General features: G+C 33.4%; 8 protein-coding genes. 7 read left to right on the top strand and 1 reads right to left on the bottom strand.

Annotation, left to right across the window (positions count from 1 at the left end; translation table 11 throughout):
* Positions 1-131: 131 nt before the first annotated feature.
* The 7 genes from K8V80_RS00300 to K8V80_RS00270 all read left to right on the top strand — a co-directional run bounded on the left by K8V80_RS00300 (position 132) and on the right by K8V80_RS00270 (position 13,834).
* Positions 132-5,807, top strand: coding sequence for an alpha-2-macroglobulin family protein (locus K8V80_RS00300; RefSeq protein ID WP_276774479.1), 5,676 nt, complete (start codon positions 132-134; stop codon positions 5,805-5,807).
* 101 nt (positions 5,808-5,908) lie between these two features.
* Complete coding sequence (locus tag K8V80_RS00295) at positions 5,909-6,976, top strand: DUF1573 domain-containing protein (protein WP_006744086.1); 1,068 nt, start codon at positions 5,909-5,911, stop codon at positions 6,974-6,976.
* 26 nt (positions 6,977-7,002) lie between these two features.
* Complete coding sequence (meaB, locus tag K8V80_RS00290; protein ID WP_006744087.1) at positions 7,003-8,103, top strand: methylmalonyl Co-A mutase-associated GTPase MeaB; 1,101 nt, start codon at positions 7,003-7,005, stop codon at positions 8,101-8,103.
* A gap of 59 nt (positions 8,104-8,162) precedes the next feature.
* On the top strand, positions 8,163-8,993 hold the full coding sequence (locus K8V80_RS00285) for an AAA family ATPase (RefSeq protein ID WP_276774473.1): 831 nt from the start codon (positions 8,163-8,165) through the stop codon (positions 8,991-8,993).
* 3 nt (positions 8,994-8,996) lie between these two features.
* A complete protein-coding gene (locus K8V80_RS00280; protein ID WP_006744089.1) occupies positions 8,997-10,004 on the top strand; it encodes a DUF4435 domain-containing protein in 1,008 nt (335 codons plus the stop codon).
* Positions 10,005-10,029: 25 nt separating this feature from the next.
* On the top strand, positions 10,030-11,304 hold the full coding sequence (locus tag K8V80_RS00275; protein WP_276774468.1) for a mechanosensitive ion channel family protein: 1,275 nt from the start codon (positions 10,030-10,032) through the stop codon (positions 11,302-11,304).
* 79 nt (positions 11,305-11,383) lie between these two features.
* Positions 11,384-13,834 (top strand): glycosyl hydrolase family 95 catalytic domain-containing protein, encoded by a 2,451-nt coding sequence (locus K8V80_RS00270; protein ID WP_276774466.1) that lies wholly within the window; start codon positions 11,384-11,386, stop codon positions 13,832-13,834.
* Between the two features lie 20 nt (positions 13,835-13,854).
* On the opposite strand, the gene K8V80_RS00265 is transcribed toward K8V80_RS00270, so the two are convergent.
* The coding region (locus K8V80_RS00265) for a DUF4831 family protein (RefSeq protein ID WP_276774464.1) at positions 13,855-14,113 on the bottom strand (259 nt) is incomplete at its 5' end.

The following is a 14,113-nucleotide window of genomic DNA, read 5'->3' as shown; positions in this document are numbered from 1 at the left end:
ACTGAACCCCTAAAAGGAAAGATTTGTCCTTTTAGGGGTTTTTCTATATAAGTGCATTATATAGAAAGATTTTGTCTATATTTATATATATAAGCCTTTCATTAATCGATATAAAGAAATTATTATACAATATGAAAAAATGGTTATCTTTTGTTGTTGTTGCATGCTTAGCATTCACAGCTATGTCATTTAGTAGTTCATATAAGAAGTTATGGGAAAAATATGAAGCTAGTATAGAAAAAGGTTTGCCTCGTTCGAGTATGGAATCGTTGTCTGAAATTATGGAGAAATCGAAGAATAGTAAAGATATAGGCCACTATTTCAAAGCTTATGTGCTCTACAACACGATAGAAGAGTATATAGGGGAAATAGAAGAAAAATCGAGTATCCAAAATCTAGAGGAATGGCTTCAAAATACGAAAGAAAAAGAAGATCAAGCTATTCTTTCTGCTATTCTATTACATGAATATTTTAATTTTTATCGAAACAATCAATTTGCAATAAGCGAACGGACAGATGTAATAAGTAATGATTCTGTGCTGAGTAATATTGATTTGTGGTCGGATAAACAATTTAAAGAGAAATTTAAATATTTGTATTATCGTATCTTTAAAGATAAAGATCTTTTGCTTAAGAAATCAGCTAAAGACTATACTCCTTTTATTGAGATAAATCCTTTTGGAGAATACTTTAATCATGATTTATTCCATGTTCTTTTTGGGTTTACATTATCTATTCAAGAGCAATCTCTTTTTAATTATCAAAATGAAGATTGGACTTTTGCTATGAGTATAGATGCGGCTTTAGAAGAATATAGAGATAATCGAGAGGCTACTTTACTTCTAAAACTCGAAAAAATCAAGAGAATGACACATGACCGTGTACATCCTTATGAGTCATATGATAGCTCTAGAGAGAAAAAGCTGCAAGAGCTAGATTTGTTGATTGATGAGTATCAGGATAGTGAACTAGTTGTTGAGGCTATTCATGAAAAGGCTGTTATTTTGTTGAATTCAAAGGAGAGAGAAGGTAATTATCTAAAGGTGGCTGAGTTATCAGAACAGTATATTGCTAAATACCCCAATTACTCAAGAATAAATATTCTAAAGAATTTACTGAATGAGGTTAAGAGTGAGTCGTTTCAGTTGGACTTTCCTTCTCGAATTCATACCAATGAAATCATTTTTAGAGACTTATCTTATCGAAATGCACAATGGGCTAAAATTGAAATTTATGAAGTGCCTGATGTTTCGGTATTTACAGATGATAGTTTATTAAACAATCAGTTTGTATCAGCTAATTGTCAATTAATAAAAACCCATAAGTTAGATAATCTTTATAATTCAGAGTATAGATCACAAAAGATAGATTCCATAGATTATAAAATCAATAAGGAAGGAATTTATTTAGTCGGTTTATCAACAAGTAAAAATACTCAAGAGGAATATAAGTGGTTGTATGTATCCGATGTTAAAATAATAACATCGAACTTTTCTTATAAAAACAATCGAAGTATTGATTTTTTCTCTGTAGATGCATTGTCTGGTCATCCAATCTCCAATATTAAAATTGAACTCATGGATAGGAGAAAGGATAAATATATTAGTTCTATTGAAACCAATGAAGTGGGTAGAGCTTCATACAATTTAAATGACCTCAAGGATGATTTATATATAAGTGAAATTAAAGTTTATAGAGGACAGCAATATCTTTTTAGTGAAAATATTTATATACCCTATAGAAACTCATACGCAGCAGAAGATAATATAGATGAAAATGTTGCGATGAAAATGTTTATGAGTAGAGAAATATATCGCCCTGGTCAATCTGTCCAATTAAAAGGTTATGTATTCCAGCAACAAGAGGGTCATTTTGAAGTTGTATCCAACTATAGGGATACATTAATTATTAGTGATAATTCAGGTGCTGAATTATTAAAGCAGGCAATTGAAACCAATGACTTTGGAACATTTTCTATTGATTTCAATCTTCCAGATAAAGTATTGCCTGGTTATATGCAGGTACGTTCTCAAAAAGGAAACGGATATACCTCCTTTTTAGTAGAAGAATATAAACGTCCTACATTTACGATTGAGTTTTTGCCAGTTGAAGGCAAATATGCCGCGGGTGATACGATTACACTGAAAGGGAAAGTAGATAGCTTCAGTGGTTCATTACTCAATAAAGCACGTGTTAAAGCAGAGGTTTCAACTTTTACTTATAATATGATGCCTTTACCTAGACCTTGTTTTTTTGTAATTCAGGGAAAAGAAAAACTACTAACTCATAATGAGATAGAATTAGATAATGCTGCGACTTTTTATTTAAAAATTCCTACAACAAATGAACAAGACTATTATTCTGTAAATATCAAAGTAACTTCCTTAGGAGGAGAAACTCAAGATGCTCATAAAGAGTTTTTAGTAGGTACCGATTCTTATAAACTAGATAACTCAGTAGAAAGTGTCTATGAGAAAAACTCTCCTGTTAACTTGTCTGTTTATGCAAAGAATTTTGATAATAAAAGAGTTGAGGCTAAAGGTGCTTATACTCTGGAAAGAGTAGAAGATTCAGTCGGTAGAGAGGCTAAGTATATTACAGAAAAGCAAGGCTCTTTTGTAGCTAATGACTCGTTACTAATTGATTTTTCAGTACTTCCTACTGCCACTTATCGAATAACTTACGAAGGAGAAGGGATTGCTAGTAAACTAGAGAGAGTCTTTGCTGTCTATTCGGAAAACGAAGATGCCGTACCTGTGTCAAGTGGTGATTGGCTACACGTGAAAAAAGCTACATTTGGTACTACATCGCCTGCTGAGATTCTTTATGGAACAGGTGATGAAAGTGCTTATGTATATATCGATATCTATTCACAAGATGGCGTTAAATTGACAGAAGAAAGAGTCATGAGCAAAGTCTATCAAAGCTTTAAATTAGATTATAAAGCTGAATATAAAGATGGTATAATTCTTTCTTTCATTTATTTCAAGAATAACAAGATGTATAATCGTACTATTGAAATAAGGAGAGATTTAGAAGAATCAAATTTAAAATTGAAGTGGAAGACTTTTAGAGATAAGTTGTTGCCTGGCTCAAAGGAAGAATGGTCTTTGGAGGTGCTTGATCAAAATGACAAGCCAATAGAAGTTGAAGTTATGGCATTAATGTATGATGCATCCCTTGATGAATTAATACCTTACCATAGAAATCAATTCAACTTCTCTTTAAATCCAATTGTTCAGATTCCTTCAGTTTATGTCAATTCTCCAAATATTAGTACTGAATGGTATTCTTCACAGTTTAGAGATAATAGTTATGAAGTAAAAGTATTAAAATTTGACGAGCTTTTCCTTCTGTCTCTTTTCGATGTTGAACCATTAAGAATTCGAGGTGCATCTACTCGCACAAATTATCATCTTCGTACTGATAAAGTATTTACAGGGAGTGTAGCTAAGGCAAATAATATGGTCTTAGAAGAAAGTATAGTAGTAAATGATGCGGCTTCTCCTATAGCAGAAGGGGGTGCTTCACAAGTTCGCTCGAATTTTAGTGAATTGGCATTCTTTAAACCTCACTTGAAAACAAATAAAAAAGGTATTGTTGGTATTAGTTTTACCGCACCAGAACAATTGACAAAGTGGAATGTAAGAGCTTTAGCTCATACAAAAACAATGAACTTAGGTAAAATAGAAGATGTTGTATTTACGGAAAAGAAATTCTCTATCACACCCAATGTTCCTCGCTTTGTAAGAATAGGAGATGAGGTGATTTTAACTTCTACCCTAAAGAATGCTGGAGACAAAAACCAAAATGTATCTGTTCAATTAGTGCTATTTAATCCCTATACGGAGAAACAAATTTATACTGTATCTCAAAAAGTGAATGTTAATTCGATGTCTGAAGAAAGTGTGAATTTTGAATTACCTAAATTGGATAATTTGGATGCTGTAGGTATTCGTATAATAGCAAGTAACTCTAAATTTAGTGATGGAGAGCAGCATATAATTCCTATATTATCAAATGAGGAACCTTTAGTAGAGAGTAAGCCCGTTATATTACAGGAATCTGGTAAATCAACTATAAGTTTAGCTGACTTATTTAATAAGCAGAGTGAAACAGCTAAAAATAAAGAACTAACAATTGAGTTTACAGCAAATCCAACATGGTTTGTTATTCAGCCTATGTTGAGAATATGGAATGATAAAAGTATTAGTTCTTTAACTTATATCCAGCAGCTAATGGCAAGTAATATTGCCTATAAATTGATATCTGAAAATCCCTTGTATTTTGAATTAGATCAGTCAACAGGAGCTTCATACAAGATGTTAAGCGAAAATGAATCTTTGCGGAATATAATAATGGAAGAGTCTCCTTGGAATCTGAAATCTCAAACGGAGAAAGAACTCTTTTCTCAGCTTAGGATAAAGACGATAGAAAACACTTCTCCATTAGTTATATACTCTTTGTTATCTCAGTTGGGTAAGTATCAAAATGCAGATGGAGGTTTTAGTTGGTATAATGGAATGGATTCCAATTATTATATTACATTTTCGATAGCTCAATCGTTGCATTATTTAATGCAAGGAAATATGCTAAAAGAAGACTTGGAATATGAAGCGAAAGAAATGTTTGAGAATGCATGCCATTATTTATATCAATATCTTTTAAAGTATTATAAGTTTGACAATAGCAATGTAAACCTCTACAACAATCAATTAGAGGTTGTTCTCTTGACTTTAGGTACTCCTGATTTCCCTTTCACAAAGGAAGAAAAGCTGTACAATCAACAAGTCGTAAAGAATGTCCCAGAATTATTGGAGAAAAGCGACTTACTTATAAAATCGAATGCTTTGCGTATTTTATTAATGGATGGAGATAAAAAGAATGCTAACCACTTTGCTAATTCTATTAAAGAACATTTGTTAATTTCTCAAGTAGACGGAGCCCATTTTGGTGGAAGACAATATGATCAAAGAAACAGAGTTTATCAAGTAGAAACACATATTGAAGCTATGAAAGCTTTATATGCTTGGAGTAAAGATGAGAACTTATTAAATCAAATGAAGTATTGGTTGGCTCAAAAGTTAGAAAGACAAGACTTTATTAATGGGCTATTACTAAATGATGCTTTGTTTTCAATCTCTAATTTAGGTGAAAACATATCCATAGAAAACTCTAGCATAGAAATAAAGGTGGGTAATGAATGGATAAAAGTAAACCGTGAAAACCCTTATGTTAAGAGAACTTTTAATGTGGATAAACAGCAAATAGCGAATATCTCTGTATTAAAAGAAGGATCTCAAATAATTTGGGGTGGGGTATATGCAACGTTTACCGAAAAATTAGATCAGATAGAATCTTATCAAGGAGATATTTCTGTGAACACTCAATATTTTATTGAAAAAACAAAAGAGGGTGAGAGAGTCCTAGAGTCATTGAATGAGGGAGATTTTATAGAAAAAGGATATGTAGTAGTAAGTAGAATAAACTTTACAGTAAAAAATGATTTAGACTTAGTATTTATCAAAGATAGTAGAGCTGCTTGCTTAGAACCAATGGATACGCAATCAGGCTATCGTTGGGGTGTTTTGTTTTTTGGACCAAACCATGTTCCTTCTTATGTAGCCGTACGAGATGCATCTACTCAGTATTTTTATAATGCATTAAAAAAGGGAACTTATATTCTTGAGAATCGTTCTTATGTAAGTAGAACAGGTAAATATCAGTCTGGAATTGTTACTATACAAAGCATGTTTGCACCCGAATTATCTGGCCACTCTGGAAGTGCTTATTTAAATGTAAAATAACAAAAGAGTAGAATGATATTCCAAACTATTTACAATAGACTAGAATAGTTACATTAAAAAAACTATTTTTGTAAGTAAACTAACAAAAAATACAGAACTTAATGAGACGCGTTTCATTCATATTAATACTACTTCTTGTAAGCTCTATGCAGCTTATGGCTCAAGCACGTTTGACTGCAAATAAAGAATCGTTTGATTTTGGTCAAATAGAGTGGAATAAACCTGTAACTGTGGATTATATAGTTACAAACTCAGGTGATATCCCGTTAATCATTGCAAATGTTACTTCTTCATGTGCTTGTACTGTTGCATCTTGGCCGAATATGCCGATAGAACCGGGAAAGCAAGGAGTCATTAGTGTAGAATTTGATGCTAAGGCTTTGGGTGAGTTTTATAAGGAAGTTGAAATCTATAGCAATTCTACTCCTGACATAGTATATCTAAACTTTAAAGGTGAGGTTGTAAGAGAAATAACAGATTTTAGTAAATCTCATCCGTTAAAGATTGGAGGTATTCGTTTGGATAAAGACTCTATAAACTTTGGTGATATTTTGGCTGGTTCTAAAGTTGATTTTACTATTAATATAGTTAATGAAACAGATTCTCCTTATTCCCCCATATTAATGCATACCCCTCCTTATATGCTGGTTAAAGCATCTGATTTATATATTCCCAAAGGAGGTAAAGGAAGTTTTAATATTACTTTGGATACAGACTTGCTTGTTAATTTTGGAGAGTTTAAATCCGAGCTTTATCTGTCTCGTTTTATTGGAGATAAAGTTGGAACCGATAATAGAATACCTTTTTCATTTACGTTAATTCCTAATTTATCAGATAGTAGAAAGGATTTAAGTATAGCTATTCCTGATATGGAGTTGACTAAATCTAAACTTAACTTAGTTGCTGATTTTGCAAATAAGAATAAAGTTTCTGATCAAATAATGATTCAAAATAGGGGAAATGGGGAACTTAAAATTTTGAAATTACAGACATTTAGCCCTGCTGTAGAATTAAAATTAAATAAAGCTTCTTTAAACAGCGGAGAAATAGCTAAATTGAAAATTACAATAGATAAGAAAAAACAGTTGACAGATAGTGATAATTTGGATATATTAATGATTACCAATGATCCCTATCATACAAAGACTGTAATAGAAATTAAGCATTAGAATATAATCTTAGAATCTTAGAAGTTATGGAAAAACACCCCGAAAATAATGAAGAGTACAAAGGTCTTAAAGTAAACAAGGGGATAGCTCAACCAGAAATTGTTAGTCCTTATTTAAGAAATAAACGTGTACAGCGCAGAGAGTTATCTGTAAATGATTATGTAGAAGGAATAGTTAAGGGTAATGTAAGTATGCTTAGTAGAGCTGTTACATTAGTTGAAAGTATAAACCCTGATCATCAGTCAATAGCTCAAGAAGTTCTTGAAAAATGTTTACCCTACTCAGGTAAATCAGTGAGGATAGGTATCAGCGGTGTGCCTGGAGCAGGAAAAAGTACTTCAATAGACTCTTTTGGTATGCATGTTTTGGAAAAGGGAGGCAAATTGGCAGTTCTTGCTATCGACCCAAGCAGTGAGAGAAGTAAAGGAAGTATTCTTGGAGATAAAACACGTATGGAAGCATTGTCGGCTCATCCAAGATCTTTTATTCGCCCTAGTCCATCAGCAGGCTCACTCGGTGGAGTTGCTCGAAAAACCAGAGAATCTATAATTTTATGTGAAGCAGCAGGATATGATAAGGTGTTTGTAGAAACAGTAGGTGTAGGGCAAAGTGAAACTGCTGTTCACTCTATGGTAGATTTTTTCTTACTTATTCAATTGGCTGGTACAGGCGATGAGCTTCAAGGTATAAAGCGTGGTATTATGGAAATGGCAGACGCCATAGTCATAAATAAAGCTGATGGTGATAATATTGATAAGGCAAACTTGGCTGCAACTCAGTTCAGAAATGCTTTACATCTTTTCCCAGCTCCTGAATCTGGATGGACTCCAAGAGTTCTTACTTATTCTGGTTTCTATAACTTAGGTGTTAAAGAGATTTGGGATATGGTCGATGAATATATGGACTTCGTTAAAGATAATGGGTATTTTGATCATCATAGAAATCAGCAAAGTAAGTACTGGATGTATGAATCGATTGATGAAACCTTAAAATCAAGTTTCTATAATAATAGCTATATCAAAGAAATACTTACTCAATATGAAGATTCTGTACTTCAAGGAAATGTTACCTCTTTTGTGGCTGCAAAAAAATTATTGGATACTTATTTTAATGAGATAAAGAAGTAGATTCTAGAATCTCTACTAAATATTTTGGGAATTTATATTTCCCCTAAACTTGTTACATTATGGAAGAAAAGGCAAAATATATCAAGAGAATTGAAATTAAAAACCTTTGGAATCGATTAACTGTAAAATGGGATTTACGACCCGACGTTAATATCTTAGCAGGTATTAATGGAGTAGGGAAAACAACCATATTGAATCGAGTTATTAGCTTCCTTGAAGAGCATGAAGGGGAAAAGGTTACTCCAACTGAGGATATTGAGGGGGTGAATGTCTATTTTGACAGCCCCCAAGCTCAGTACATACCTTATAATGTCATTAGGAGTTATGATAGACCCTTAATGGTAAAAGAAGTAACCTCTAGAGTCGATCGAAATGTTCGATCTGAATTAGATTGGCAACTTTATCTTTTGCAAAGAAAATACTTGGATTATCAAGTGAATGTAGGTAACCGAATGATAGAATGTTTAGGTAGTAATGATCCTGATGTTCGTGCCAAAGCGATAGAGATTGCTCATAATAAAACAAGATTTCAAGATATTGTTGATGAGCTGTTTTCTTATACTCATAAAAAAATAGATAGAACAAGAAACGAGATTGTGTTCAATCAGAGAGGTAAATTACTCTTACCCTATCAGCTGTCGTCAGGAGAAAAGCAAATGTTGCTGATTCTCTTAACTACTTTGGTTCAAGATTTTGATCATTTTGTCCTCTTAATGGATGAACCAGAAGCTTCTTTACATATAGAATGGCAACAAAAATTAATCTCCATAATTAGAGAGTTAAATCCTAACGCACAATTAATATTAACTACGCACTCACCTGCTGTAATAATGGAGGGGTGGTTAGATGCGGTAACAGAAGTGAGTGATATTTCAACTTTAAAAGAGTGAGTTATGGCTCTATCACTAAAGGGAAATTTATCATCAGATTACTTTAAAGCTGCTCATAAATTATACTCAAAAAAGGAGCGCAAACAAATTGTAGCTTATGTCGAGAGTTATGATGATGTGGCTTTCTGGCGTACATTATTAGAGGAGTTTGAGGATGAAACAAAATGCTTTCGTGTAATGCTTCCTTCAGCAAATACATTGACTAAAGGAAAGAAAATCGTTTTGATGAATTCTATAAAAGCAGAAAACTTTGGAGAAAGTCTTATCGCTTGCGTAGATAGCGACTATGATTTTTTACTACAAGAAGCTACCTCTGTTTCAAAAGCATTAAATACCAATCAATATATTTTTCATACCTATGCTTATGCCATAGAAAATTATTTTTGCTTTGCAGAGAGTTTGCATGAGGTTTGTGTGCAAGCTACACTAAATGATAAGGTTATCTTTGATTTTGAACGATATCTAGGTGAGTATTCAGAAATAGTATATCCATTGTTTTTATGGACTATCTTGTTTTTAAGGCAAAGAGATACTCGTGCTTTTCCTATGTATAACTTTAATAACTTGACAAGAGTTTATTCTTTTCAAGTGAATGATCCTCAAAAATCGTTGGATAGGATTAAGCGTAAAGTCGAACAGAAACTCAGTGAGCTAGAACGGAATTATCCTCAGAATATAGATTTAATACCTCGTCTCGGAAAAGAATTGGAGTCATTAGGCTTAATACCTCAGACGACATACCTTTTTATACAAGGGCATCATCTTTTTGATCAAGTTGTTCTAAAAATTCTCCGACCAGTTTGTTCTATTCTCCGTCAACAGCGAGAGCGGTATATTAAAAGATTAGCTCAGCATAAGACTCAATATGAAAATGAATTAACATCTTATCAAAATAGTATTAGTGATGTAGAACAGGCTTTGAAGAAAAACTTTGGCTTTAAGAATCTTTTTGCTTATCATTGGCTTCGTTCCGATTTGAAAAACTTCGTAGATCGGATACACGACGATTAAACTTATTTTATCAAACTATTTTATTATGGAAACAGGAGTTAAGCTAATCAATGATTTATTTTTAAGCTGGGGATTGTCCGAATCATGGGCTGTGTTTTTTTCTCAGATGATCTCTTTATTACTAATAACTTTAGTTGCTTTTGCTTTAGAGTCTGTTATTAAAAAGATAATATTAAATATCTCGAAAAAGTTTAGGAATAATATTCCAGAATACTCCTTTGTTTATAATATACTTTCTCCACGAATAATAAAGAGCGTTTGCCAATTAGTAACTCCCTTTATACTCTTATCAGCGATACCTTTTTTATTTTCTTTAGAGCTTGGTATTGTTACTTTCTTTTTGAGATTGTGTAAAGTCTATATTATAGCAGTAATTATACGTTTAATAATGGCTTTAATGGCTGCTGTATTTGATCAGTATTCAAGAAAAGAAGAATTTAAAGATCGTCCACTTAAAGGATTGCTTCAAACAGGACAAACAATCGTGTTTGTAATTGGTGTAATTATTATAATCAGTACTTTTATAGGTGAAAAACCAGGTTATTTGCTTACTGGACTAGGAGCTTCTGCTGCTGTATTGATGTTGGTGTTCCAAGATAGTATATTGGGTGTTGTGTCGGGGATTCAACTTTCTGCCAACAATATGTTGAAAGTAGGAGATTGGATTACAGTTCCAAAGTATGATGCTGATGGAACAGTTATAGAAGTGACTTTGAATACGGTAAAAGTCCAAAACTTTGATAAAACTATCACAACATTGCCTCCATATGCTTTAATAAAAGATTCCTTTCAAAACTGGAGAGGAATGGTTGATGCAAAAGGACGACGTGTAAAAAGATCTATAAATATTGATATGACAAGCGTGAAGTTTTGTACTCCAGAGATGCTTCAAAAGTTTAAGCAGATCGATTTACTGAAACATTATATTGTTGAAAAAGAACAAGAGATATTAAATCACAATGCATCTCAAGAAGTAAATGATTCTATTTTAATTAATGGGAGACGTCAGACTAACTTAGGTGTGTTTAGAAGTTATTTGAATAATTATTTACGCACATTACCTGGGGTGAATAGAAATGAAGGGTTCATGTGCATGGTTCGACAGCTACAGCCTACAGAAACAGGAATACCACTTGAACTATATTTCTTTTCTGATACTACCAATTGGGTTGAATATGAGGCTCTTCAAGCAGATGTTTTTGATCATCTATTGGCCGCTATTTCCACATTTGATTTAAGAGTATTCCAAAGTCCTACTGGTCAAGATTTATTCAACCTTGGAGATAAACTTAAGTCGTAATTTAATATCCTTTTTACCTTTGTTCGTTTTGTGAGAGAATATTACTTTATATTTGTAATATAGCATATACGAACAACTTATGAAGACACTCACTTTTAAGATCATATTATTATTTCTATTTATTCCTTTTGGTTTTGCTCAGACAAATTCTCATAGCAAATATTCTATTTGGTTTGATAAACCGACAGATTTAAGCGGTCAATCAGTCTGGATAAAGGATAGAGGTCTGGGTATGAATCCAGATTCTATATGGGAACAGTACTCTTTACCTATTGGTAATGGTTCTTTTGGTGCAAATATAATGGGATCTGTTTCCGTTGATAGAGTTACTCTAAACGAGAAAACTCTTTGGCGGGGTGGTCCTAACACCGCTAATGGTGCATCCTATTACTGGAATGTAAACAAGCTATCTGCCAAATACTTACCTATCATCAGGCAAGCATTTATGGATAAAGATTTAGATAAGGTAAGAACGTTAACCGAAAATAATTTTAATGGTTTAGCGGCTTATGAAGAGACTGATGAATCTCCATTTCGATTTGGTTCATTTACAACTCTGGGTGAGCTGTATCTTGAAACAGGGTTGGAAGAGAAAGAAATATCAGATTATAAGCGAGCTCTTTCTCTAGATTCAGCTGTAGTAAATGTTAGTTTTAAGGAGAAGAACACAATGTATTCTCGATCCTATTTTGCCTCTTATCCAGATAGTGTTATTGTTATTCGATATACTTCTGAGCAGAAGGCAAAGCAGAATATTAAGCTATTCTATGCCCCAAATCCAGAGTCTAGAGGAGTTTGTATAAAGAAAGGTAGTGATCGTATTTTGTTCAAAAGGGAACTCCTAAATAATAATCAGCAATTTGCGCTAGAAATTAAATGTATTCCTATTGGTGGGTATTATGAGAATATAGAGAATGGTATTTCTATCTGCGATGCTGATGAAGTTGTATTTGTCTTGTCGGCAGCTACAGATTATCAAATGAATTTCAATCCTGATTTTTCTGATCCCAAGACATACGTTGGGCTTCCACCAGAAATTAAAACATCTCAAAGATTGCTTCGTTTGAATGGTCAGGATTATAATCAAATGCTAAATGAGCATCTCCAAGATTATCAATCTTTATTTAATCGTGTTCATATTGATCTAAATTCTATTCATTCATTTTCATCACTCCCAACTGATCTACGCTTAGCTCAGTACAAAGAGGGAAAGTTAGATAAAGCTTTTGAGGAACTTTATTATCAGTATGGACGATATTTGTTAATTGCCAGCTCTCGTATAGGTTCTATGCCTGCAAACTTGCAAGGGTTATGGCATAATAATATTGATGGTCCATGGAGAGTCGATTATCACAATAATATTAATATTCAGATGAATTATTGGCCTGCCTCTACTGCGAATTTATCTGAATGTATTCCACCATTAATTGATTTTATAAAGACATTGGTTAAACCGGGGAAGGTAACAGCACAGTCTTATTATAATGCAAGAGGATGGACTGCCTCTATTTCTTCTAATATCTTTGGATTTACGGCACCCTTATCTAGTAAAGACATGAGTTGGAATTTTAATCCAATGGCTGGACCATGGTTGGCAACTCATGTATGGGATTATTTTGATTATACTCAAGATCTTGATTTTTTAAAAGAAACTGGGTATGAGTTAATAAAAGAGAGTGCTAATTTTGCAGTAGATTATTTGTGGAAAATGCCTAATGGTATGTATTCAGCAGCACCATCAACGTCACCCGAACATGGTCCTATTGATCGAGGAGCTACATTTGTGCATGCTGTTATTAGACAAGTTTTGAGCAATGCTATAGAAGCTAGTAAGTTATTACGAGAAGATGATGATAATCGTCAAGAGTGGATTGCAGTATTGAATAACTTAGCTCCATATCAAGTAGGGAGATATGGACAGCTGATGGAGTGGTCTGAAGATATTGATGATCCAAATGATAATCATCGACATGTCAATCATTTATTCGGTTTGCACCCAGGGAATTCTATATCTCCTATAACTACTCCTCAATTGGCAGATGCAGCAAAGGTTGTTTTAGAACATCGAGGTGATTTTGCAACGGGTTGGAGTATGGGATGGAAGTTGAATCAATGGGCACGTTTACTAGATGGGAATCATGCTTATAAGTTGTTTCAGAATCTGTTGCAATGTGGAACATTACCTAATCTATGGGATACCCATCCTCCCTTTCAAATTGATGGGAACTTCGGAGGAATTGCTGGTGTTATGGAAATGCTTTTGCAAAGCCATATGGGATTTATTCATCTATTACCCGCTTTGCCTGATGCATGGGATACTGGTTCTATTTCTGGGCTAGTGGCAAGAGGTAATTTTGAAGTGTCAATGGTTTGGAAAGAGTGTGAACTCATTGAAGCTCAGATATTTTCTCGTAAAGGGGGAGATTGTAGTGTTTTATATAAGAATTCTCAATTAAAATTTTCTTCCATTGAGGGAGAAACTTATACTATAATCTATAGCGGTAGTAAGCTGCAATTAAAAAGCGAGTAGGTGTCTACTCGCTTTTTAACTTATAAGTCTTCTTGGTCAACCTTTATTAGTCCACCTGTTATAGGGTCAAATATAGCTTGAATTTTACTTTTCTTATTAAATAAAGCTGGGGCAAGGAACTCAACTCCTCCAAATTGTGTAATAGGTAGCTCGCCCTGTGTTATGATTTGATCTTTATACTTCACTATAACACTTGCTTTGCCTGGAATGTTGTATGCTATTCCATCGACTTTTTTCTTGCCATCATCTGCGGGAATATTTACTGAATGTAGATCCTTT

The sequence above is a fragment of the Bacteroides coprosuis genome (genome assembly GCF_020741705.1).
GTDB classification, from domain to species: Bacteria; Bacteroidota; Bacteroidia; order Bacteroidales; family Bacteroidaceae; genus Bacteroides_E; species Bacteroides_E coprosuis.
Note: the sequence above shows the minus strand (reverse complement) of the source record. Positions and strands in the feature narration are given on the sequence as shown.